Annotated in this window: 21 protein-coding genes; 19 read left to right on the forward strand and 2 right to left on the reverse strand. The window is 62.2% G+C overall.

The genetic code is table 11. The features are described 5' to 3' along the window. Nucleotides 1-10 precede the first annotated feature (10 nt). From kdsA to MUU54_RS17330, 12 genes are all read left to right on the forward strand, one after another. Nucleotides 11-853, forward strand: a complete 843-nt coding sequence (gene kdsA, locus MUU54_RS17275) for a 3-deoxy-8-phosphooctulonate synthase (RefSeq protein ID WP_376742186.1) — start codon at nt 11-13, stop codon at nt 851-853. Nucleotides 854-938: 85 nt separating this feature from the next. Further along, complete coding sequence (gene eno, locus MUU54_RS17280) at nt 939-2,213, forward strand: phosphopyruvate hydratase (protein WP_247245264.1); 1,275 nt, start codon at nt 939-941, stop codon at nt 2,211-2,213. A 133-nt stretch (nt 2,214-2,346) separates the two neighbouring features. Then, complete coding sequence (locus MUU54_RS17285; protein WP_247245265.1) at nt 2,347-2,664, forward strand: FtsB family cell division protein; 318 nt, start codon at nt 2,347-2,349, stop codon at nt 2,662-2,664. Nucleotides 2,665-2,815: 151 nt separating this feature from the next. Then, on the forward strand, nt 2,816-3,862 hold the full coding sequence (gene pdhA / locus MUU54_RS17290; protein ID WP_247245266.1) for a pyruvate dehydrogenase (acetyl-transferring) E1 component subunit alpha: 1,047 nt from the start codon (nt 2,816-2,818) through the stop codon (nt 3,860-3,862). A gap of 19 nt (nt 3,863-3,881) precedes the next feature. After that, nucleotides 3,882-5,312, forward strand: a complete 1,431-nt coding sequence (locus tag MUU54_RS17295; protein ID WP_247245267.1) for a pyruvate dehydrogenase complex E1 component subunit beta — start codon at nt 3,882-3,884, stop codon at nt 5,310-5,312. A 12-nt stretch (nt 5,313-5,324) separates the two neighbouring features. Beyond that, nucleotides 5,325-6,701 (forward strand): pyruvate dehydrogenase complex dihydrolipoamide acetyltransferase, encoded by a 1,377-nt coding sequence (locus tag MUU54_RS17300; protein ID WP_247245268.1) that lies wholly within the window; start codon nt 5,325-5,327, stop codon nt 6,699-6,701. A 398-nt stretch (nt 6,702-7,099) separates the two neighbouring features. Beyond that, on the forward strand, nt 7,100-7,738 hold the full coding sequence (locus tag MUU54_RS17305; RefSeq protein WP_247245269.1) for an SGNH/GDSL hydrolase family protein: 639 nt from the start codon (nt 7,100-7,102) through the stop codon (nt 7,736-7,738). A 94-nt stretch (nt 7,739-7,832) separates the two neighbouring features. Beyond that, nucleotides 7,833-8,072, forward strand: coding sequence for an HP1242/YdcH family protein (locus MUU54_RS17310; protein WP_247245270.1), 240 nt, complete (start codon nt 7,833-7,835; stop codon nt 8,070-8,072). Nucleotides 8,073-8,151: 79 nt separating this feature from the next. Then, complete coding sequence (gene lpdA / locus MUU54_RS17315; protein WP_247245271.1) at nt 8,152-9,597, forward strand: dihydrolipoyl dehydrogenase; 1,446 nt, start codon at nt 8,152-8,154, stop codon at nt 9,595-9,597. A gap of 75 nt (nt 9,598-9,672) precedes the next feature. Beyond that, the gene (locus MUU54_RS17320) at nt 9,673-9,921 is read left to right on the forward strand and encodes a GlsB/YeaQ/YmgE family stress response membrane protein (RefSeq protein WP_247245272.1); all 249 of its coding nucleotides are present in this window, start codon (nt 9,673-9,675) and stop codon (nt 9,919-9,921) included. Between the two features lie 35 nt (nt 9,922-9,956). Beyond that, nucleotides 9,957-10,931: a lipoyl synthase gene (gene lipA / locus MUU54_RS17325; RefSeq protein WP_247245273.1), complete on the forward strand. Its 975-nt coding sequence runs from the start codon at nt 9,957-9,959 to the stop codon at nt 10,929-10,931. A 170-nt stretch (nt 10,932-11,101) separates the two neighbouring features. After that, nucleotides 11,102-11,551, forward strand: a complete 450-nt coding sequence (locus MUU54_RS17330) for a type II toxin-antitoxin system RatA family toxin (protein WP_247245274.1) — start codon at nt 11,102-11,104, stop codon at nt 11,549-11,551. Here MUU54_RS17330 and MUU54_RS17335 read toward each other — a convergent pair. Together MUU54_RS17335 and MUU54_RS17340 are read right to left on the reverse strand one after the other, a co-directional pair. Beyond that, nucleotides 11,536-12,042: a CinA family protein gene (locus MUU54_RS17335; protein ID WP_247245275.1), complete on the reverse strand. Its 507-nt coding sequence runs from the start codon at nt 12,040-12,042 to the stop codon at nt 11,536-11,538. The two genes, MUU54_RS17330 and MUU54_RS17335, sit on opposite strands and share 16 nt — an antisense overlap. Beyond that, complete coding sequence (locus MUU54_RS17340) at nt 12,039-13,226, reverse strand: bifunctional 2-C-methyl-D-erythritol 4-phosphate cytidylyltransferase/2-C-methyl-D-erythritol 2,4-cyclodiphosphate synthase (RefSeq protein ID WP_247245276.1); 1,188 nt, start codon at nt 13,224-13,226, stop codon at nt 12,039-12,041. Before MUU54_RS17340 ends, MUU54_RS17335 begins: the two co-directional genes overlap by 4 nt. A 180-nt stretch (nt 13,227-13,406) precedes the next feature. Here MUU54_RS17340 and dusB point away from each other — a divergent pair, with 180 nt between their 5' ends. The 7 genes from dusB (at nt 13,407) to ntrX (ending at nt 21,596) form a co-directional block, all read left to right on the forward strand. Beyond that, nucleotides 13,407-14,405, forward strand: coding sequence for a tRNA dihydrouridine synthase DusB (gene dusB, locus MUU54_RS17345; protein ID WP_247245277.1), 999 nt, complete (start codon nt 13,407-13,409; stop codon nt 14,403-14,405). Beyond that, a complete protein-coding gene (locus tag MUU54_RS17350; protein WP_247245278.1) occupies nt 14,402-15,547 on the forward strand; it encodes a two-component system sensor histidine kinase NtrB in 1,146 nt (381 codons plus the stop codon). The genes dusB and MUU54_RS17350 overlap by 4 nt, the downstream gene beginning before the upstream one ends. Continuing rightward, nucleotides 15,544-16,995: a nitrogen regulation protein NR(I) gene (ntrC, locus tag MUU54_RS17355; RefSeq protein ID WP_247245279.1), complete on the forward strand. Its 1,452-nt coding sequence runs from the start codon at nt 15,544-15,546 to the stop codon at nt 16,993-16,995. The genes MUU54_RS17350 and ntrC overlap by 4 nt, the downstream gene beginning before the upstream one ends. A gap of 92 nt (nt 16,996-17,087) precedes the next feature. Continuing rightward, nucleotides 17,088-17,336 carry a hypothetical protein gene (locus MUU54_RS17360; RefSeq protein WP_247245280.1) on the forward strand — a complete coding sequence of 83 codons (249 nt, stop codon included), beginning with the start codon at nt 17,088-17,090 and terminating at the stop codon, nt 17,334-17,336. 112 nt (nt 17,337-17,448) lie between these two features. Beyond that, complete coding sequence (locus MUU54_RS17365; RefSeq protein WP_247245281.1) at nt 17,449-17,763, forward strand: hypothetical protein; 315 nt, start codon at nt 17,449-17,451, stop codon at nt 17,761-17,763. A 205-nt stretch (nt 17,764-17,968) separates the two neighbouring features. Continuing rightward, nucleotides 17,969-20,242, forward strand: coding sequence for a sensor histidine kinase NtrY-like (locus MUU54_RS17370; protein WP_247245282.1), 2,274 nt, complete (start codon nt 17,969-17,971; stop codon nt 20,240-20,242). Next, nucleotides 20,232-21,596: a nitrogen assimilation response regulator NtrX gene (gene ntrX / locus MUU54_RS17375; protein ID WP_247245283.1), complete on the forward strand. Its 1,365-nt coding sequence runs from the start codon at nt 20,232-20,234 to the stop codon at nt 21,594-21,596. Before MUU54_RS17370 ends, ntrX begins: the two co-directional genes overlap by 11 nt. Nucleotides 21,597-21,641: the final 45 nt, after the last annotated feature.

Here is a 21,641-nt window from a genome sequence, read left to right on the forward strand (position 1 = left end):
AGCGATGAGCATGAGCCCCAATTCCGAAGTCCACGTCGGCGAGGGCGAGGGCCGTGTGCTCTTTTCGCAGAAAGGCCGCTTCTCCCTGATTGCAGGCCCCTGCCAGATGGAGAGCCGCGACCACGCCTTCATGATCGCCGGCACCATGAAGGAGCTCTGCGCGAAGCTCGGCATCGGGCTCGTCTACAAATCTTCCTTCGACAAGGCCAACAGAACTTCGATTGCCGGCAAGCGCGGTATCGGGCTCGAGAAGGCGATGGAGGTTTTCACCGACCTCAAGAAGGAGTTCGGCTTCCCGGTGCTGACGGACATCCACACGGAAGAGCAGTGTGCGCTGGTGGCGCCCACCGTCGACATCCTACAGATTCCGGCCTTCCTAAGCCGCCAGACAGATCTGTTGGTCGCAGCCGCCAGGACGGGGCGCGCCATCAACGTCAAGAAGGGCCAGTTCCTCGCACCCTGGGACATGAAGAACGTCCTGGCGAAGATTACCGAGAGCGGCAACCCGAACGTGCTCCTCTGCGAGCGCGGCGCCTCCTTCGGCTACAATACGCTTGTCTCCGACATGCGCTCTCTGCCGATCATGGCCGCGATGGGTTCGCCCGTCGTCTTCGATGCGACTCACTCGGTGCAGCAGCCGGGCGGGCAGGGCGGCTCCACCGGCGGACAGCGCGAGTTCGTCGAGACGCTCGCGCGTGCCGCCGTCGCCGTCGGCGTTGCCGGCCTCTTCATCGAGACGCATGAGGACCCGGATAACGCGCCGTCCGACGGGCCGAATATGGTGCATCTGAAGGACATGCCGCGGCTTATGGAGAAGCTGCTCGCTTACGATGCCGTGACCAAGGGCGCTTAAGGCGCCGCATTTGTAATTTGTTTGTCATCGATTAAGAGACATCGTCGATGACCGAAGGGCACTAGGTTCACCTCAGGGAGAGATCATGACCGCCATTACCGACATCGTCGCACGCGAAATCCTCGACAGCCGCGGAAACCCTACCGTCGAGGTCGATGTGTATCTGGAAGACGGCAGCATGGGCCGCGCAGCAGTTCCCTCAGGTGCCTCGACGGGAGCTCATGAAGCGGTCGAGCTTCGCGATGGTGGTAAGCGCTACGGCGGCAAGGGCGTCGAAAAGGCGGTCGAGGCGATCAACACCGAGATATTCGACGCAATCGGCGGTTTCGACGCCGAAAGTCAGATCCACATCGACAAGACGATGATCGCGCTCGACGGCACGCCGAACAAGTCGCGCCTCGGCGCCAATGCGATCCTCGGGGTTTCGCTCGCCGTCGCCAAGGCTGCAGCCGAATCAGCTGGCCTGCCGCTCTATCGCTACGTCGGCGGTGCGGCGGCCCATGTGCTGCCGGTGCCGATGATGAACATCATCAATGGCGGCGCCCATGCCGACAACCCGATCGACTTCCAGGAATTCATGATCATGCCGGTCGGCGCGGACAGCATCCGCGAAGCGGTTCGCATGGGCTCGGAAATCTTCCATGTCCTGAAGAAGGAACTGGCGGCACAGGGCCACAACACCAATGTCGGCGACGAGGGCGGCTTTGCGCCTGGCCTCAAGAGCGCGCCCGAAGCCCTCGACTTCATCATGAGGTCGGTCGAGAAGGCCGGTTATACGCCGGGCGACGACGTCTGCCTGGCGCTCGACTGCGCCTCCACCGAATTCTTCAAGAACGGCAAGTATGAGATGGAAGGCGAAGGCCGGACGCTCGAATCTGGCGCCATGGCTGAATACCTGGTCGAACTCGTCGGCAAGTATCCGATTATCTCCATTGAAGACGGCATGGCCGAGGACGATTGGGACGGCTGGAAGACGCTTACGGAACTCGTCGGCGACAAGTGCCAGTTGGTGGGCGATGATCTCTTCGTCACCAACTCGGCTCGCCTGCGGGACGGCATCAAGATGGGCGTTGCCAACTCCATACTGGTGAAGGTGAACCAGATTGGTTCGCTGACCGAAACTTTGGATGCGGTCGAGACGGCGCACAAGGCCCGCTACACCGCGGTCATGTCGCACCGCTCCGGCGAAACGGAAGATTCGACGATCGCAGATCTGGCGGTTGCCACCAACTGCGGTCAGATCAAGACGGGCTCGCTGTCGCGTTCCGACCGTCTTGCCAAATACAATCAGCTGATCCGCATCGAAGAGATGCTGGGCCCGCAGGCCGCCTATGGCGGCCGCTCGATGATCAAGGCGTAAGGCAACTCTTTCAGCGATTGGTTTGGAAAGCCCGGTTCTGCCGGGCTTTTTCATATCCGGTCTGGTCAACCATTGCTTAAGCAAGTTCTGCGAGTTTGAAGCGTCGTAATGGGTTACAGGGATGTCGCTGGGCATGTGGACCAAGCATCACAAGGAAAGAAAACTCGGTCGCTTCGTTCTACCGCTCATCACTGTCGCCTTCCTCTCCTATTTCGGCTACCATTCGCTGCATGGCGAGCTTGGTCTCGTGGCGACGGAGAAATTCGAGCGCCAGCGGCTCGATCGGCTGGCGGAGCTTGAGGTGCTGACTGAGAAGCGCGAGGCGCTCGAGCGCCAGGTTCAGCTGCTAAGCGACGGATCCCTCGAAAAGGACATGCTGGACGAGATCGCCCGCTACCAGCTGAACGTCTCCCGCGAAGACGAAATCGTCATATTCAACAACTACTTCTAGATTAACTGGATTCGAGTTAAACTAACTTTCGTTAACGATATCATAGGCTTGAGCGGAATGCGTGCCATGCATTTATGGCATTGCTGGGGTGCTGTTTCTTCCCTATGGTGGCGCTCACAAATGACACAATGCAGCACAAAGGGAGGGATGAATGGCGCCGACCAAGACCGCGTCTGTATCCGGCCGCAAATCCGCGGCAAAGCCTGCAAAGAAGGACTTCAACGGCGGAACGATCGCCGAATTTGACAAGCAGCAGGAGCTCCAGGCTTACCGCGACATGCTGCTTATCCGTCGTTTCGAGGAAAAGGCCGGTCAGCTTTACGGCATGGGCTTCATCGGCGGCTTCTGTCACCTCTATATCGGCCAGGAAGCGGTCGTCGTCGGCATGCAGATGTCGCTGAAGGAAGGTGATCAGGTTATTACCGGCTATCGCGACCACGGCCATATGCTGGCAACCGGCATGAGCGCCCGTGGTGTCATGGCCGAGTTGACGGGGCGCAGGGGCGGCTATTCCAAGGGGAAGGGCGGTTCCATGCACATGTTCTCCAAGGAAAAGCAGTTCTACGGCGGCCACGGCATCGTCGGCGCCCAGGTTTCTCTCGGAACCGGCCTCGCCTTTGCCAACAAGTACCGCGGCAATGACAGCATCTCGACCGCCTATTTCGGCGACGGCGCTGCCAATCAGGGCCAGGTCTATGAAAGCTTCAACATGGCGCAGCTCTGGAAGTTGCCGATCGTCTACGTGATCGAGAACAACCGCTACGCCATGGGCACCTCCGTCTCGCGCGCCTCCGCCCAGACCGATTTCTCCCAGCGCGGCGCCTCCTTTGGTATTCCTGGCTTCCAGGTCGACGGCATGGATGTCCGCGCCGTCAAGGCCGCGGGCGACGAGGCGGCAGAGCATTGCCGCTCCGGCAAAGGGCCGATCATTCTAGAAATGCTGACCTACCGCTATCGCGGTCACTCCATGTCCGACCCGGCGAAGTACCGCTCCAAGGACGAAGTGCAAAAGATGCGTTCGGAGCACGACCCGATCGAGCAGGTGAAGAATCGCCTGTTGGAAAAGCATTGGGCCACGGAAGAAGAGCTGAAGGCAATCGACAAGGACGTCCGCGACGTCGTCTCCGACTCGGCAGATTTTGCCCAGTCCGATCCGGAGCCGGATACCTCCGAGCTCTACACCGATATTCTGCTCTGATCCGGGGAGGGACACTAGAATGCCAATTGATATCCTTATGCCCGCCCTTTCCCCGACCATGGAGGAGGGCACCCTCAGCAAGTGGCTGAAGAAGGAAGGTGACCAGGTCACCTCCGGTGACGTCATTGCCGAAATCGAAACCGACAAGGCGACGATGGAAGTCGAAGCCGTCGACGAAGGCGTGATCGGCAAGCTGCTGATCGATGCCGGTACCGAAAACGTCAAGGTCAACACGCCGATTGCCGTCCTTCTGCAGGAGGGCGAACACGCCGATTCCATTTCGGCGGAAAAGCCCGCTCAGCCTGAGGCGGCGAAGGCCGATGCCGATACGCCGGCCGCGACCTCGGACGCCGCAGGCGGCAAGGCACGCGAAGCCAAGGACGAACCGGCTTCCTCCGCCGACAACAAGGTCCCGGCCCAGCCGAAGATCGACGTCGCTGCCGATCCGGACATTCCAGAAGGCACGGAAATGGTGTCTACCACCGTCCGCGAAGCGTTGCGTGACGCGATGGCTGAAGAAATGCGCCGCGACGAGACCGTCTTCGTCATGGGCGAGGAAGTTGCCGAATACCAGGGCGCCTACAAGGTCACTCAGGGTCTGCTGCAGGAGTTTGGCGCCCGCCGTGTAGTCGATACCCCGATCACCGAGCACGGCTTTGCCGGGGTCGGCGTTGGTGCCGCAATGGCGGGCCTCCGTCCGATCGTCGAGTTCATGACTTTCAACTTCGCCATGCAGGCGATCGACCAGATCATCAATTCGGCGGCCAAGACGCTCTACATGTCCGGCGGCCAAATGGGCGCGCCCATGGTCTTCCGCGGCCCGAATGGTGCCGCCGCCCGCGTGGCTGCTCAGCACAGCCAGGATTATGCTGCCTGGTATTCCAGCATTCCCGGCCTCAAGGTCGTCATGCCTTACACGGCAGCCGATGCGAAGGGCCTGCTAAAGGCCGCGATCCGCGACCCGAACCCGGTGATCTTCCTCGAAAACGAGATCCTCTACGGTCAGTCGTTCGACGTGCCGAAGCTGGATGATTTTGTCTTGCCAATCGGCAAGGCCCGCATCCACAAGCAGGGCAAGGATGCGACCATCGTCTCCTTCGGCATCGGCATGACCTATGCCACCAAGGCGGTCGCGGAGCTGGAGAAGGAAGGCATCGACGTCGAACTGATCGATCTTCGTACGATCCGCCCAATGGACCTGCCGACCGTCATTGAATCGGTCAAGAAGACCGGCCGTCTGGTCACCGTCGAGGAAGGATACCCGCAGAACTCGGTCGGCACCGAAATCGCCACCCGCGTCATGCAGCAGGCCTTCGACTATCTCGATGCGCCGATCCTGACGATCGCAGGCAAGGACGTGCCGATGCCTTACGCCGCCAACCTCGAGAAGCTGGCCCTGCCGAATGTCGGCGAGGTCGTTCAGGCGGTGAAGACCGTCTGCTACAAGTAAGGGAGGGCGCAGATGCCGATCAACATCACCATGCCCGCCCTCTCGCCGACGATGGAAGAGGGCAACCTGGCGAAGTGGCTGGTCAAGGAGGGCGACAAGGTCGCTCCCGGCGACGTCATTGCCGAGATCGAAACAGACAAGGCGACCATGGAAGTGGAAGCCGTCGATGAAGGCACGGTGGCGAAGATCGTCGTTGCGGCCGGCACCGAAGCCGTCAAGGTCAATGCACTGATTGCCATTCTCGCCGGTGAAGGCGAGGACGTGAAGGAGGCCGCTGCCTCCGGCGGCGCATCTGCAGACGCAACCGAGCCTGCCGCCGCTCCGGCGGAAGCCAAGCAGGACGCGCCGAAAGTCGAGCCTGCCAGGCCGCAAGCCGAGCAGCCGGTGGCCGATACGCCGCCTGCACCCTCGACGCCTGCACCGAAATCCTCCTCGGGCGATCGGATCTTCGCGTCGCCGCTGGCACGTCGCCTCGCCAAGGAGGCTGGTCTCGACCTTTCCGCTGTCACGGGCTCTGGCCCGCGTGGTCGCGTGGTGAAGGCGGACGTGGAAAAGGCAACCGCCTCCGGCACCGGCAAGGCAGCGCCGGCGGCAGCCACCGCAGCACCCCAGGCCACCGCGCCCGCGATGGCCAAGGGTGCGGGCGACGACGCGGTACTGCGCCTCTTCCAAGAGGGGTCCTACGAGCTTCTGCCGCATGACGGCATGCGCAAGACGATCGCCTCGCGCCTGCTTGAATCGCACCAGACGGTGCCGTCCTATTTCGTCTCGATGGATTGTGAGCTCGACGCGTTGCTGAAGCTGCGCTCCGAGATCAACAAGTCGGCGCCGATGCGCAACACGGAGAAGGGCGAAGTCCCGGTATTCAAGCTCTCGGTCAACGACTTCATCATCAAGGCGATGGCTCTGGCCCTGCGCGACGTTCCGGCAGCGAACGCCTCCTGGACCTCGACGGCCCGGCTGATGCACAAGCACTCCGATGTTGGCGTTGCCGTCGCCATTCCCGATGGCCTGATCACACCGATCATCAAGAAGGCGGAAACGAAGACGCTGTCCACCATCTCCAACGAGATGAAGGACCTCGCGCGCCGCGCGCGTGACAAGAAGCTGAAGCCGGAAGAATACCAGGGCGGCACGACCGCCGTGTCTAACCTGGGCATGTTCGGCGTCGCCAACTTCACATCGATCATCAACCCGCCGCATGCCTCGATCGTCTCGATCGGTGCCGGCGTCGAGAAGCCGGTGGTTAAGAACGGCGAGATCAAGGTGGCAACGGTGATGACGGCAACGTTCGCCTTCGACCACCGCGTCATCGATGGAGCGCTCGGTGCCGAACTCGCCGCAGCCTTCAAGCGCCACGTCGAGAACCCGATGGGCATGCTTGTTTAGCGATCTTTCCCTCCCCTTCACGGGGAGGGTCTACCGCTTCACGCCGGAGTGGTCTGATCGTGACTTTTGATGCGATGATCTCCATATCGCGCGTGAGTTGAAGACAGAGCTCCTCAAGGAGCGTCAGATGGACGATGATCATGCCAATGCTGCGGGAAATCCGTGGCAAGATGCGTGAGATGCGCGGTGACATTCGGGTGCAGTTCGATGAGGTCCGGCAACGGTTGGACAAACTGAAAGCGGTACAATTCGCACGGCTCTGACGGCCGACACGATGATGTCGAAGTTCGTCACCGGCAATTACTGGAGCGCAAGGTCGAAGCGCTGATGAAGGCGAAGTAGGTTCAAGACGAAAGCAGATTGCGCGGGGTCGCTGGAATGATTGGTACACGGCAGGCATGAAGACCATCCTCTGCTTCGGCGATTCCCTCACCTGGGGCTACGACCCTGAAGGGCCCGGACGCCACCGGTTCGAGGACCGGTGGCCGACCGTACTTTCTGCCGCACTCGGTCCCGAAGTGAACGTCATTGCCGAGGGTCTGAATGGCCGCACCACCGGCTACGACGACCATCTGGCGGATTGCGACCGTAACGGTGTGAAGAACCTGCCGACGGTTCTCCACACCCAGATGCCGCTCGACCTCGTCATCATCATGCTCGGCACCAACGACATGAAGCCGGGGATTGCGGGCACTGCAATCGCCGCACGCCAGGGCATCCAGCGTCTGGTCGCGCTGGTCCGCCACCACGAGTGGTCGTTCGACTATGATGCGCCAGACGTTTTGATCGTCTCGCCACCGCCACTCTGCGAGACGGCAGATCCGCTGTTTGCTGCCATGTTTGCCGGCGGCGTCGAACAGTCTCGGATGCTGGCGTCGCTCTACCGCGACCTTGCCGACGAGATGGGCTGCGGCTTCTATGATGCCGCGTCGGTAGCCACCACGACGCCGCTCGACGGGGTGCATCTTGATGCAGAGAATACGCGCGCACTGGGCCGCGGCCTGGAGCCGATCGTGCGCGTGATGCTCGGGGTGTAGCACGGTTCGAAACGGAGTTGAGCACGATCAAGGAATAAGAAGGCGGGTTCTTTAGGCCTCATCCTCATCAGTCCAGTGACAAGAGGAGAAGACCATGTCGAACACGCCGCACGAAATTCAGGAGGAATTTCCGGAATATATGGACAAGATGCACACGCTGAAGGTCAGCGATGAGCGTTTCGCCCAAGTGCTCGAGGATTACCGCGACGTCAATCGCGCCATCCATCGGGCCGAAACTGAAGTGGAGCCGGTCGCCGACCCGTATATCGAAGATATGCGCAAGCGGCGAATGGTTCTGAAGGACGAGATTTACGGGATGCTGACGCGCGCCTAATAGGACCGTGCCTTATCCCGCGGGAAATGGGACGGACCGCCGGTCCGTCCCGACCCGATGAAGAAGGAGATGAAGGCCCGTGTCCAACGCTTATGACGTCATCATCATCGGCTCCGGCCCCGGCGGCTATATCGCCGCCATTCGCGCAGCACAGCTTGGCATGAAGGTTGCCGTGGTCGAGCGCGAGCACCTTGCCGGCATCTGCTCCAACTGGGGCTGTATCCCCACCAAGGCGCTGCTCCGAACCGCTGACGTCATGCACAGCGCCAGCCACGCGAAGGATTACGGCCTGACGCTCGAAGGCTCCATCAAGCCTGACATCAAGGCAATCGTCGCCCGCTCGCGCGGCATCGCTGCCCGCATGAACAACGGCGTCGGCTTCCTGTTCAAGAAGAACAAGGTTGATATCATCTGGGGCGAAGCGAAGATCACTAAGCCCGGCGAGATCGTCGTCGGCAAGATTTCCAAGCCCATCGTCCAGCCGCAGGGCCCCGTGCCGAAGAACACGCTGGGGGAAGGCACCTATACCGCCAAGCACATCATCCTCGCCACCGGCGCGCGTCCTCGCGCTCTGCCCGGTATGGAGCCCGACGGCAAGCTGATCTGGACCTATTTCGAGGCGATGAAGCCGGAGGAAATGCCGAAGTCGCTGCTCGTCATGGGCTCGGGCGCGATCGGCATCGAGTTCGCCTCCTTCTACAGCACCATGGGCGTCGACGTGACCGTCGTCGAGATCATGAAGCAGGTCATGCCGGTGGAGGACGAGGAGATCTCGGCGCTGGCAAAGAAGCAATTCGACAAGCAGGGCATGAAGATCCTGCTCGAAGCCAAGGTTACGAAGGTGGAGAAGGGGGCAAACTCCGTCACCGCCCATGTCGAGACAAAGGACGGCAAGACGCAGGCAATCACCGCAGAGCGTATGATCTCCGCCGTCGGCGTCCAGGCCAATATCGAGAACATCGGGCTTGAGGCCGCCGGCGTGAAGACGGATCGCGGCTTCATCGTCATCGACGGCTACGGTAAGACGAACGTCCCCGGCATCTATGCGATCGGTGACGTGGCCGGTCCGCCGCTGCTTGCCCACAAGGCGGAGCACGAGGCGGTCATCTGCGTCGAAAAGATCGCCGGCCTGCCGAACGTTCATCCGATGGACAAGCTGAAGATCCCGGGCTGCACCTACTGCCATCCGCAGGTTGCCTCCGTCGGCCTCACGGAAGCCAAGGCGAAGGAGCAGGGCAGGGATATTCGCGTCGGTCGTTTCTCGTTTGCTGCCAACGGCAAGGCCGTGGCGCTTGGCGAGGACCAAGGGATGGTGAAGACCATCTTCGACAAGAAGACCGGCGAGCTCCTCGGTGCCCACATGGTCGGCGCCGAAGTCACCGAACTCATCCAGGGCTTCGTCGTCGCGATGAACCTGGAAACGACGGAAGAGGACCTGATCCACACGATCTTCCCGCATCCGACCATTTCGGAGACGATGAAGGAAAGCGTGCTCGACGCTTATGGCCGTGTCCTCAACGCCTGATGTTCCGGTGGCGATGCGGGCTTGTTCCACGGCCCAGCATCGCCCACATGTGAAACTCGACCGGAGGGATGACGAATGGAAGGCGTGGGTTGGTTTGCCGCAATCATCATCGGTGGCTTTGCGGGTTGGCTCGCAGGCAAGTTCATGGACATGCGCTACGGCCTGTTCATGGACATCTTCATCGGCATCGTGGGGGCGATCGTCGCAAGTGCCGCCTTCGAGAGCGCCGACATCCATGTCGCAGGCGGGTGGCTGGGTTTCCTGGTGACAGGTTTCATCGGCTCCTGCGTTCTGTTATTCCTCGCGAAAATCATCCGTCGTTGACGGAAAGCCGCCTCCGCGGCGAAGGCAGGTAATTGATGGTCACCATCCTCGACAGAACGGCAACGGAAGAAGTCAAGCGCGTGCGGCATCCGGAAAAGGCGCACCGGCCGGACACCGAAGTGCTGCGCAAGCCGGAATGGATCCGCGTCAAGGCGCCCGTCTCGAAGGGCTACATGGAAACGCGCGAACTTGTGCGCTCGCACAAGCTCGTGACCGTCTGCGAGGAGGCCGGCTGCCCGAACATCGGCGAGTGCTGGGACAAGAAGCACGCAACCTTCATGATCATGGGCGAGATCTGCACCCGCGCCTGTGCCTTCTGCAACGTCACGACCGGACGGCCCAATGCGCTTGATCCGCTGGAGCCGGAGAATGTCGCAAAGGCGGTCCGGCAGATGGGCCTGTCGCACGTCGTCATCACCTCCGTCGATCGCGACGACCTCGACGATGGCGGCGCGGAGCACTTCGAGAAGGTCATCTGGGCGATCCGCGAAGCCTCGCCGACCACGACGATCGAGATCCTGACGCCGGACTTCCTAAAGAAGCCGGGCGCTCTCGAACGCGTCGTGGCCGCCAAGCCGGACGTCTTCAACCACAATCTGGAAACTGTCCCCGGCAATTATCTCACGGTGCGTCCCGGCGCCCGCTACTTCCACTCCATCCGCCTCCTGCAGCGGGTGAAGGAACTCGATCCCACCATGTTCACCAAGTCCGGCATCATGGTGGGCCTCGGCGAGGAGCGCAACGAGGTCTTGCAGCTGATGGACGACCTGCGCACCGCAGACGTCGACTTCCTGACCATCGGCCAATACCTACAGCCGACCCGCAAGCACCACGCGGTGATGAAGTTCGTCACGCCAGAGGAGTTCAAATCCTACGAGACGGTCGCCTATACCAAGGGCTTCTTGATGGTGTCCTCCAGCCCGCTCACCCGCTCTTCCCACCACGCCGGCGACGACTTCGAGCGTCTGCGCGCAGCGCGGGAGCGGAAGGTTCTTCAGGCAGCAGAGTAGTCAGACCAGCTTTCTTGCGCTACATCTGGAATTTCGAGTAGGATCACGCGCCGATGATCATCGAAGCGCTTGCTGCCTACGAGTCGGCTATGCCTCTCCTCGAGCTTAAATCGCGGCGACAGATGCGCGAACTTCTTGATTCTCTTGGGCGGCAGGCTTAACTCCGCTCTATGCCCAAGTTCGAGACTCACCGCCCCGTCAAGCACTCTCCCGAGCAGATGTACGCCTTGGTTGCCGACGTGGAGAAGTATCCGCAATTCCTGCCGCTCTGCGAGGCGCTGACAATCCGTTCCAGCAAGGAGCGCGACGGCAAGACGCTGCTGATCGCCGACATGACCGTAGGCTACAAGGCAATCCGCGAGACGTTTACCACGCAGGTGCTGCTGAACCCTGCAGAACTTGCCATCGACGTGAAGTACATCGAAGGCCCGTTCAAGTATCTAGACAATCGCTGGCGCTTCCGTCCCACGAGCGACGGCTCCGTCGTCGACTTTTTCATCGAATACGAGTTCAAGAGCCGGATCCTCGGCGCGTTAATGGGCTCTATGTTCGACCGCGCCTTCCGCACCTTTGCCGATGCCTTCGAAGCGCGCGCCGACAAGATCTACGCGCCGGCCTGAGACGCTTCCGCCAAGATCTCCAGTGCCGTGGCAACAGTCGCAAGTCGAACTTCGCTGCGGCCGATGTCGCCGTAGCGCATTTCGCGGTGACTGATCTCTCCCGCCCTGGACTTTACCGCCAGGTGCACGAGTCCTACCGGCTTCTCGGCGGAGCCTCCGGTCGGCCCGGCAATGCCGGTAACCGCCACCGCGACATTGGCCCGCGATCGGTAGAGCGCCGCATGCGCCATCTGCAGCGCCGTCTCCTTCGAAACGGCGCCGAATTCCGCCAACGTCGCCTTGGAAACGCCCAGCAGTTCCACCTTCGCCTCGTTCGTATAGGTGACGAAGCCACGGTCGACGACGGCGGAGGAACCGGAAATCTCCGTCAGCGCGCCTGCGATCAGTCCGCCCGTACAGGATTCGGCGGTGGAGAGCATCAGCCGTCGCGCCTTGTAGAGGGCGATGATCTTTGCCGCCTGCTCTTCGATTTCCGCCGGAAAGAGAGTCATTCCACGTCGCCTTGGTAGCCGACGGTGGCGGTGGCGATGGCGGCAATGCCTTCGCGTCGGCCGACAAAGCCGATCGTCTCGTTGGTCGTCGCCTTGACCGAACAGCGGTCGAGGCTGATGCCGAGGATCTCGGCCATCCGCTCTCGCATTTCCTGCCGGTGCGGACCGACCTTTGGGGCCTCTGCGATCAGCGACACGTCAGCATTCATGATGGTCCCGCCGTGCGAGCGGACGATCTCTGCCGCCCGGGCGAGGAAGATCTTGGAGGGCGCGCCCTTCCACTGCGGATCGGACGGCGGAAAGTGGTCGCCGATATCTCCGGCCCCGCAGGTGGCAAGCAAAGCGTCGGTCAGCGCATGCAAGGCCACATCGGCGTCCGAATGCCCCTTCAGCTTCTGGTCGTGCGCGATGAAGACGCCGCACAGCGTCACGCCGTCGCCCGGCTCTAGCTGGTGCACGTCGTAGCCATTGCCGGTCCTGACATCCGGAAGGGCTGCCGCCGAAAGCTTCTGGTTCGCCATGATTAAATCTCGCTTCACTGTCAGTTTTACGTTGTCCGGTGACCCTTCCACCAGCGCCACCGCTATCCCCGCCCACTCCGCGATCGAACAGTCATCGGTGAAGTCATGACGGCCAGACGCAGCCGCTTTCTCATGAGCCTCCAGGATCGTTGCCAGGCGAAAGCTCTGCGGCGTCTGCGCCGCATAGAGGTCTTGGCGGGAAACCGTCTCCTGCACCTGGCCATGGCTGCCACGCTTCAGCGTGTCGGTAACGGGCAGGGCAGGCAGCACCGCATTTCTGCCGGCGCTTAGCTGTGAGGCGATTCGTTCCATAAGCGCTTGGTCAACGAAAGGCCGTGCGCCATCATGGATCATGACATGCGTGGCGTCCGTCTGCGACAGGGCTCTCAAGCCGGATAGCACCGACTGCTGCCGGGTGCTTCCTCCCAAAGCCGTGGTGACGCGGTCCGCCGCAGCCACGCCTTCGATGGCCGCGGAAAACAGGCCCTGATCGTCCGGATGGATGACTACCACCACCCGCCCGCTCTTCTCCCAGTTCAGGAAGGCAGCAAGCGTGTGCGCAATCACCGGCTTCCCGCCGATCAGGCGATATTGCTTCGGCCCTTCCCTCGTGCCCGCGCGCTCGCCGCGGCCGGCAGCGACGATGACGATTCCGATGTTCATGAATGAGCCACGACCCAAAGCTGTTGCTGACACAAAGAGTTGACAGTCGAGCACTATAGACTCACAACGCGTTTTGCCAGCCGCGCCCGGTCATCTTGTTTCGTTGCGATTGCTCTTGTGATCCACGAAAAGAGTGGCTAAAAATAGTGCAGTAACTGTACGTGCCCGAAAGATCACCATTTGCTTATTCCGCATCTTGCCGAGCCGTTTAGCATCGGGCCGGTTGCCATCAGAAACAGAGTGATCCTGGCGCCGATGTCGGGAGTGACCGACTTGCCCTTCCGGGAGATTGCCTGGAAATGGGGCGCAGGTCTCGTCGTAACCGAAATGATCGCAAGCCGCGAGCTCGCGATGAGCCGGGGCGAATCCTGGGCACGGCTCAAGCGGGCAGGGTTGGGGCCGCACATGGTCCAGCTCGCGGGCCGCGAGCCGCACTGGATGGCTGAAGCAGCGCGGATCGCTGCCGACAACGGTGCGGATATCATCGATATCAACATGGGCTGTCCTGCAAAAAAGGTTACCGGCGGCTATTCCGGCTCCGCCCTGATGCGCGATCCGGATCTGGCACTCTCCTTGATCGACGCGACGGTGAAGGCGGTGGGTGTCCCGGTGACGCTGAAGATGCGCCTGGGCTGGGACGAGAATTCGATCAACGCGCCGGAGATTGCGCGGCAAGCCGAGGAAGCTGGCATCCAGCTCGTGACGATCCACGGTCGCACCCGCATGCAGTTCTATGAAGGCAGGGCGGACTGGGAGGCCATCCGGCAGGTGCGGGAGGCTGTTGCCATTCCACTGATCGCCAACGGCGATGTTCAGTCGGAACGCGATGCGCAGGAGATCCTGATTCGCTCCGGCGCCGACGCCGTTATGATCGGCCGCGGTGCGCAGGGCAGGCCGTGGCACATCGGCACGATTGCTGGTCATCCCGCGCCGTCGCGGGGGATGCAGGTCCATATCGCCATCGAGCATTACGAAGCTATGCTCAGCTTCTACGGCCTTGAGGCGGGGCTGCGTCACGCTCGCAAGCACCTTGGCTGGTATCTCGACCGTCTGGCGCCCGGCGTCTCGGGCGAGGCGAAGGCTGCGATCTACCGCTCGGTTGAACCAGAAGACGTCATCCGCCTGATGGTGGAGGTGCTCGGCAGCGCGAGCGATGCTCCCGAAAGGAGGGCGGCATGAGCAAGTCGCAATCCACGCACTCGGATGCCTTGGCGCTCGCAGTTCTCAACTCCGTTCAGAACCCGGTGATCCTTGTCGATCCGACAGGACATGTCGCCTTCGCCAACTGGGAGGCTGAGTCCTTCTTCGGGGCGAGTGCCGCGCAGCTTGCCCGTCACGAGATCTCGACACTGATCCCCTTCGGCAGCCCGCTTCTCGCGCTGATCGACCAGGTGCGGGAACGCAAGGCGCCGGTCAACGAATATCGCGTCGACTTGTCCTCGCCGCGTCTTGGTCAGGACAAGCTGGTTGATCTTTACGTCGCACCGGTGGCAAGCGAGCCAGGCTCCGTGGTCGTCGTCTTCCAGGAACGTTCGATGGCCGACAAGATCGACCGGCAGCTGACGCACCGCGCCGCCGCCCGCTCGGTCACGGGCCTTGCCTCCATGCTGGCCCATGAGATCAAGAACCCGCTTTCGGGCATCCGCGGCGCCGCACAGCTGCTGGAGACGTCCGTGCCGGATGAGGATCGTGCCCTGACGCGCCTGATCTGCGATGAGACGGACCGGATTGTCTCCCTGGTTGACCGCATGGAGGTCTTTTCCGACGAGCGTCCGGTGGCCCGCCAGCCGATCAACATCCATTCGGTCCTCGATCACGTGAAGGCGATCGCCAAAGCAGGCTTTGGCCGCGACATCAAGGTATCAGAAAACTACGACCCGTCGCTGCCGCCGGTGCATGCCAACCGTGACCAGCTGGTCCAGGTCTTCCTGAACCTGGTGAAGAACGCTGCCGAAGCGATCGCAGACCAGCCCGACGGCGAGATCATGCTGACGACCGCCTATCGACCTGGCATCCGGCTGTCGGTGGCAGGCTCGCGCGAAAAGATCTCGCTGCCGCTGGAGTTCTGCGTCATCGACAACGGACCCGGCGTGCCTGCCGATCTGCTGCCGAACCTCTTTGACCCCTTCATCACCACAAAGACCAACGGGTCCGGACTCGGGTTGGCGCTGGTCGCCAAGATTATCGGCGCTCATGGCGGCATCGTCGAATGCGACAGCCAGAACCGCCGCACGATCTTCCGTGTCCTTATGCCGATGCACAAGGAGGCGCCCGCGGTCGAACCCGGTGCTGCCCATACCATCACAGGGAAAGCCAAATGACTGCCACGATCCTTGTCGCCGACGACGACGCGGCCATCCGCACTGTGCTGAACCAGGCGCTCACGCGCGCCGGCTACGACGTCCGCATCACCTCCAACGCCGCCACACTGTGGCGCTGGGTGTCGGCGGGCGAGGGCGATCTCGTGGTCACCGACGTGGTGATGCCGGACGAAAACGCCTTCGATCTTCTGCCACGGATCAAGAAGGCTCGGCCCGATCTGCCGGTTCTAGTCATGAGCGCGCAGAACACCTTCATGACTGCCATCAAGGCATCGGAAAAGGGCGCCTACGATTATCTTCCGAAGCCGTTCGATCTGACGGAGCTGATCGCCATCATCGGCCGTGCGCTGGCCGAACCGAAGAAGAAGCCCGCGCGCCTCGACGACGACACGCAGGATGGCATGCCACTGGTCGGCCGTTCCGCCGCCATGCAGGAGATCTACCGCGTTCTCGCCCGCCTGATGCAGACGGACCTGACCCTGATGATCACCGGCGAGTCCGGCACCGGCAAGGAACTCGTCGCCCGCGCGCTGCACGATTACGGCAAGCGCCGCAACGGGCCCTTCGTCGCCATCAACATGGCCGCGATCCCGCGTGACCTGATCGAGTCGGAGCTTTTCGGCCACGAGAAGGGCGCCTTCACCGGTGCGCAGTCGCGTTCCACCGGTCGTTTCGAGCAGGCGGAAGGCGGAACGCTCTTCCTCGACGAAATCGGCGACATGCCGATGGACGCCCAGACGCGGCTTCTGCGCGTCTTGCAGCAGGGTGAGTACACCACCGTCGGCGGACGCACCCCGATCCGCACCGATGTCCGCATCGTCGCCGCGACCAACAAGGACCTGAAGCAGCTCATCAACCAGGGCCTCTTCCGCGAGGACCTCTATTACCGCCTGAACGTCGTGCCGCTGCGTCTGCCGCCGCTGCGCGATCGCGCCGAAGACATTCCGGATCTCGTCCGTCACTTCATGCAGATGGGCGAGAAGGAAGGCCTCGACGTCAAGCGATTTGACAACGAGGCGCTGGACGCGATGAAGGCCTATGCCTGGCCGGGCAACGTCCGCGAACTGGAGAACCTCATGCGCCGTCTGATGGCGCTCTACCCGCAGGACGTCATCACCCGCGAGATCGTCGAAGCCGAACTGCGCTCCGACACACCCGATAGCCCGATCGACAAGATGACACCGCGCAACGGTTCGCTCACGATCGCCCAGGCAGTTGAGGAAAACATGCGCAGCTATTTTGCCGGTTTCGGCGAGGGGCTGCCGCCGTCCGGGCTCTACGACCGGGTACTCCGCGAAATGGAGTACCCGCTGATCCTTGCCGCCCTGACGGCGACCCGCGGCAACCAGATCAAGGCAGCCGACCTCCTTGGCCTCAACCGCAACACCCTTCGCAAGAAGATCCGCGAGTTAGGCGTCTCCGTTTACCGCAGTTCGCGCAGCGCCTGATCGCGTTCCACCCGGTCGTCTCTTCTTTCGGAAAAGGGGAAGAGGAACATCCTGGCTTCTGTCGCCGTTCTGCGTGGCGAAGGAGACAGGCCATGCCGACGAGGGAACAGGATTTCTACGGCGCCAAGCAGACCACGACCGAGTATGAAGGGCAGGAGCGCCCTGGCTCCCGCAGGGGCCGTTCACGATCACAGTGGGCGGTGACCGGCCTGGCGATCTTCCTCATCTGCATCTTCGTATGGGTCGCGCTGCGCCCTCCGGGAAGCACGGATCCCGCGCCGGCCGGAACGCCGGCAACGGGCATTGTTCGGGAGTCGGGCCCAACCAGCAACAACCCCTAGGGATGCGGGCTCCCTGGCGCCATAGTCTTGCCACTGCCGCCCAAGAATCGAGAAGCCTAGATGGGAACCATTCCTGCCCTCTCGCCTTGGATAAGGCAAAAGGAGACCAGTGATGTCAGACGATAGCGCAAAGACGATCAAAGCAACCTTCCCGACACGAGAAGCTGCGGACCTCGCGGTCGAGCATCTGACCCAGGAGCACGGAATCGATCGCGCCGACGTCTTTATCGGGGCTGCCGGCGGCGCTAATACCAGCGGCACCAGACCCTCTGGTGGTGATGCACCCTCCACGCGAAGCGACCATTCGCGCGGCGACGCGCAGCTTGACGGTGAGGTCGAAGTCTCGGTAGACGTGACGGATCAAAAGCTTGCAGCTGCCCGGCGCGTCTTCGAGAACGGTGGAGGCCACAACATCTCCGCGGCCTGAGGACTAGCCAACGAAATTTTGTCTCGCGCGGCCGCTCAGGTCGCGCTTGCGTTGCTTGACACGACACCCGCGGTCGTTGCATTTTCGCCACAAAACGTTGCTCAATAGCAACGCAGGTATCTGCCGTTTGAGGACTGCTCCGAAAGAGCCTGCGGCCATCAAGCGAGGCGGGGACGCCACCGGTGTCGGGGCAAGGAGTAATGCAATGATCGAGGGCGTTGTCTCGCCCAAGGCTGAAGCCGAGCCCGATGGCATGGTTCAGGATCGGCGAGCGTCCTTCGCGCTGCCGGGCCTGTTGCTGGCCGGTGGCGCGCTTGTCTGCGCCATCCTAACGCTCTTCGTTCTCGTCGGGCTGACGCCGATTGCGCCGACCACTCAGGTCGTCATCGCATCGGCGATCCTCAACGGGGTCTTTGTCGTCGGCCTCATCTATTTGATCGCGCGCGAGGTTTTGCGCCTTTCGAAAGCTCGGCGTCGCGGGCGCGCTGCGGCGAGGCTCCACATCCGCGTCGTGGTGCTGTTTTCCCTGGTCGCTATCACGCCAGCAGTCCTGGTTGCCATCTTTGCCAGCATCACATTGAGCGCCGGTCTCGACCGGTGGTTCTCCATCCGCACCCAGTCGATCGTCCGCTCCTCCACGGATGTGGCGCAGGCCTACATGATGGAGAATGCCAGCTATCTCCAGGGCCAAACCGTTTCCATGGCCAATGACTTGGAGCGCAACCGGGCGATGTTCTACCTGGACCGCACCGGCTTCGTCGACATGATGACCCGCCAGGCGCGCGGTCGTGGCATGCTCGGCGCCTTCCTGGTGCGCGAGGACGGGCAGGCGATTGCCCAGGCCGACATCAGCACCGAGCGGCCGCTCCCGGCGATTCCTCAGGATGCCCTGCAGAAGGCCGCCGCCGGCCAGCCGACGCTTATTCCGCCGGGGGTGACGAACCTCGTCGGCGCCATCATCAAGCTAGACGGTATCCCGGGCTCCTTCCTCTATACCATCCGCGCCGTCGACCCGAAGGTCATGGGCGCGATGCGGCTGATGGAGGATAACACCGCCGAATATCAGGCGATGGAAGCCGGCCGCACCTCGCTGCAGATTGCCTTCGCCATCCTCTATCTCGGCTTTGCCTTGATCGTGCTGCTTGCAGCGATATGGACGGCGATCGCCGTCGCCGACCGCATCGTCCGGCCGATCCGGCTGCTGATCAGCGCCGCAGACAGCGTCGCCCAGGGCGATCTCAATGTCGTCGTGCCGGTTCGGGCCGCCGATGGCGATGTCGGCAACCTGTCGCGCACCTTCAACAAGATGATCTCCGAGATCCGCAGCCAGCGTGATGAGATTCTTGAGGCAAAGGACGAGGTGGACGACCGCCGGCGCTTCATCGAGGCGGTGCTATCCGGCGTAACGGCTGCCGTGATCGGCGTCGAGGATGATCGCCACATCACCATCGTCAACCCGTCCGCCGAAGCCTTCCTCGGTCTTCCGGCGGAGCGGCTGATGGGGCGCAAGCTTTCGGAAGTAGTGCCCGAGATAGACCAGGTTCTTTCCGAAGCCGCCTCCCGCGCACGCAACGACTTCCGCAAGCAGGTCAACCTGATGCGCGGTGGCAAGGAACGAACGCTGAGCGTCCAGGTGACCCGCGAGGAGCAGAGCTCCACTCGAGATTCCTACGTGGTCACTCTCGATGACATCACTGATCTCGTGATCGCCCAACGCTCGACGGCTTGGGCCGACGTCGCCCGCCGCATTGCGCATGAAATCAAGAACCCGCTGACGCCGATCCAGCTCTCTGCCGAACGGCTGAAGCGTCGCTATGGCAAGCAGATCGCGGACGACGATCGGGCGGTTTTCGACCAGTGCACGGATACGATCGTGCGCCAGGTAGGAGATATCGGACGCATGGTCGACGAGTTCTCCTCCTTCGCCCGAATGCCGAAGCCGGCTAAGGAGGAGACGGATCTGCGAGACATCCTCCGCGACGCCGTCTTCCTGCGCGAGATGGGCACAAGCCACGTCGAGTTCGTCCGCGACCTTGGAGATGCGTCGCTGACCGGGATGTTCGACGCCCGCATGCTCGGCCAAGCCTTCGGAAACCTCGTCAAGAACGCCGTGGAGGCCATTGAATCGGTTCCGAGCGATCAGGAACGGGATGGCCGCAAGGTCTGGGTGCGGTCCCGCTTCGACCATGGCCGCGATACCTTTGTGGTAGACATCATCGACAATGGCAGCGGCCTTCCCGCGGAAAACCGTCATCGCATTCTCGAGCCCTACATGACCATGCGCGAAAAGGGCACGGGCCTCGGGCTCGCCATCGTCAAGAAGATCATCGAGGAGCACGGGGGGCAGCTCGAACTTCATGACGCACCTCCCGAATTCGATCATGGCCGCGGCGCCATGATCAGGGTGCTGCTGCCGCACGTCGTGCAGGCAGGCGGCGCCGGAACTGGAACCGACAAGGAATTCGCATATGGCGTCTGATATTCTGGTCGTTGACGACGAGGCCGACATCCGCGAGATCGTCTCCGGCATCCTGTCCGACGAAGGGCATGAGACACGCACCGCACACGACAGCGACAGCGCACTGGCCGCAATCTCCGACCGGGTCCCGCGCCTGGTCTTCCTCGACATTTGGATGCAGGGCTCAAAGCTCGACGGCTTGGCACTGCTGGACGAGGTGAAGAGCCGTCACCCGGACCTGCCGGTGGTGATGATCTCGGGCCACGGTAACATCGAGACGGCCGTGTCCGCTATCAAGCGCGGCGCCTTTGATTTCATCGAAAAACCGTTCAAGGCGGATCGTCTCATCCTGATTGCAGAGCGGGCTTTGGAAAACTCCAACCTCAAGCGCGAGGTGAGCGAGCTGAAGAAGCGCACGGGCGATGCGGTCGAGCTAGTCGGCACGTCCGTCGCCGTCTCGCAGCTGCGCCAGACCATCGACAAGGTGGCGCCGACCAACAGCCGCATCATGATCCTCGGCCCCTCCGGCTCCGGCAAGGAGCTGGTGGCGCGCATGATCCACAAGAGGTCCGCCCGCGCCAACGGCCCCTTCGTCGCCCTGAATGCGGCAACGATCACGCCCGACCGAATGGAGATCGCACTCTTCGGCACCGAAGGCGGACCGGGGCAGCAGCGTAAGATCGGTGCGCTGGAAGAAGCTCACCGTGGCATCCTCTACCTCGACGAAGTCGGCGAGATGCCGCGCGAGACGCAGAACAAGATCCTGCGCGTGCTCGTCGACCAGCAGTTCGAGCGCGTCGGCGGCTCCAAGCGGGTCAAGGTAGATGTGCGGATCATCTCGTCTACGGCCTATAATCTGGAAAGCCTGATCGCCGAAGGCATCTTCCGCGAAGACCTCTATCACCGGCTGGCGGTCGTACCGGTCAAGGTGCCGGCGCTGGCCGAGCGCCGCGAGGACATTCCCTTTCTCGTCGACATGTTCATGCGCCAGATCTCCGAGCAGGCGGGTATCCGTCCGCGCAGGATCGGCGAGGACGCCATGGCCGTCCTGCAGGCGCATGACTGGCCGGGCAACATCCGCCAGCTGCGCAACAACGTCGAGCGACTGATGATCCTGGCGCGTTCGGACGGTCCGGATACCGCGATTTCTGCGGACATGCTGCCGACCGACCTTGGCGACATGCTGCCGAAGGTCTCCTCGAAGGGGGACCATCACATCATGACGCTGCCGCTGCGTGAGGCTCGCGAAATGTTCGAGCGCGATTATCTGATTGCGCAGATCAACCGCTTCGGCGGCAATATCTCGCGTACCGCGGAATTCGTCGGCATGGAGCGCTCGGCGCTTCACCGCAAACTGAAGTCGCTCGGCGTCTGACGTCGGGTGAAACAGCCAGAACCGGTCTCTTGCCGGTGAAAGAGC

The sequence above is a fragment of the Pseudorhizobium tarimense genome, assembly GCF_022968135.1.
GTDB lineage: Bacteria > Pseudomonadota > Alphaproteobacteria > Rhizobiales > Rhizobiaceae > Neorhizobium > Neorhizobium tarimense.

Excerpts from the sequence above, each read along its gene's own strand:
- MUU54_RS17340 (WP_247245276.1), bottom strand. The coding sequence starts at position 13,226 with ATGAACATCGGAATCGTCATCGTCGCTGCCGGCCGCGGCGAGCGCGCG.
- eno (WP_247245264.1), top strand. The coding sequence starts at position 939 with ATGACCGCCATTACCGACATCGTCGCACGCGAAATCCTCGACAGCCGC.
- kdsA (WP_376742186.1), top strand. The coding sequence starts at position 11 with ATGAGCCCCAATTCCGAAGTCCACGTCGGCGAGGGCGAGGGCCGTGTG.
- MUU54_RS17310 (WP_247245270.1), top strand. The coding sequence starts at position 7,833 with ATGTCGAACACGCCGCACGAAATTCAGGAGGAATTTCCGGAATATATG.
- lipA (WP_247245273.1), top strand. The coding sequence starts at position 9,957 with ATGGTCACCATCCTCGACAGAACGGCAACGGAAGAAGTCAAGCGCGTG.
- pdhA (WP_247245266.1), top strand. The coding sequence starts at position 2,816 with ATGGCGCCGACCAAGACCGCGTCTGTATCCGGCCGCAAATCCGCGGCA.
- ntrX (WP_247245283.1), top strand. The coding sequence starts at position 20,232 with ATGGCGTCTGATATTCTGGTCGTTGACGACGAGGCCGACATCCGCGAG.
- MUU54_RS17320 (WP_247245272.1), top strand. The coding sequence starts at position 9,673 with ATGGAAGGCGTGGGTTGGTTTGCCGCAATCATCATCGGTGGCTTTGCG.
- ntrC (WP_247245279.1), top strand. The coding sequence starts at position 15,544 with ATGACTGCCACGATCCTTGTCGCCGACGACGACGCGGCCATCCGCACT.
- MUU54_RS17360 (WP_247245280.1), top strand. The coding sequence starts at position 17,088 with ATGCCGACGAGGGAACAGGATTTCTACGGCGCCAAGCAGACCACGACC.
- MUU54_RS17285 (WP_247245265.1), top strand. The coding sequence starts at position 2,347 with ATGTGGACCAAGCATCACAAGGAAAGAAAACTCGGTCGCTTCGTTCTA.
- MUU54_RS17370 (WP_247245282.1), top strand. The coding sequence starts at position 17,969 with ATGATCGAGGGCGTTGTCTCGCCCAAGGCTGAAGCCGAGCCCGATGGC.
- MUU54_RS17350 (WP_247245278.1), top strand. The coding sequence starts at position 14,402 with ATGAGCAAGTCGCAATCCACGCACTCGGATGCCTTGGCGCTCGCAGTT.
- MUU54_RS17300 (WP_247245268.1), top strand. The coding sequence starts at position 5,325 with ATGCCGATCAACATCACCATGCCCGCCCTCTCGCCGACGATGGAAGAG.
- MUU54_RS17365 (WP_247245281.1), top strand. The coding sequence starts at position 17,449 with ATGTCAGACGATAGCGCAAAGACGATCAAAGCAACCTTCCCGACACGA.
- MUU54_RS17295 (WP_247245267.1), top strand. The coding sequence starts at position 3,882 with ATGCCAATTGATATCCTTATGCCCGCCCTTTCCCCGACCATGGAGGAG.
- MUU54_RS17330 (WP_247245274.1), top strand. The coding sequence starts at position 11,102 with ATGCCCAAGTTCGAGACTCACCGCCCCGTCAAGCACTCTCCCGAGCAG.
- MUU54_RS17305 (WP_247245269.1), top strand. The coding sequence starts at position 7,100 with ATGAAGACCATCCTCTGCTTCGGCGATTCCCTCACCTGGGGCTACGAC.
- MUU54_RS17335 (WP_247245275.1), bottom strand. The coding sequence starts at position 12,042 with ATGACTCTCTTTCCGGCGGAAATCGAAGAGCAGGCGGCAAAGATCATC.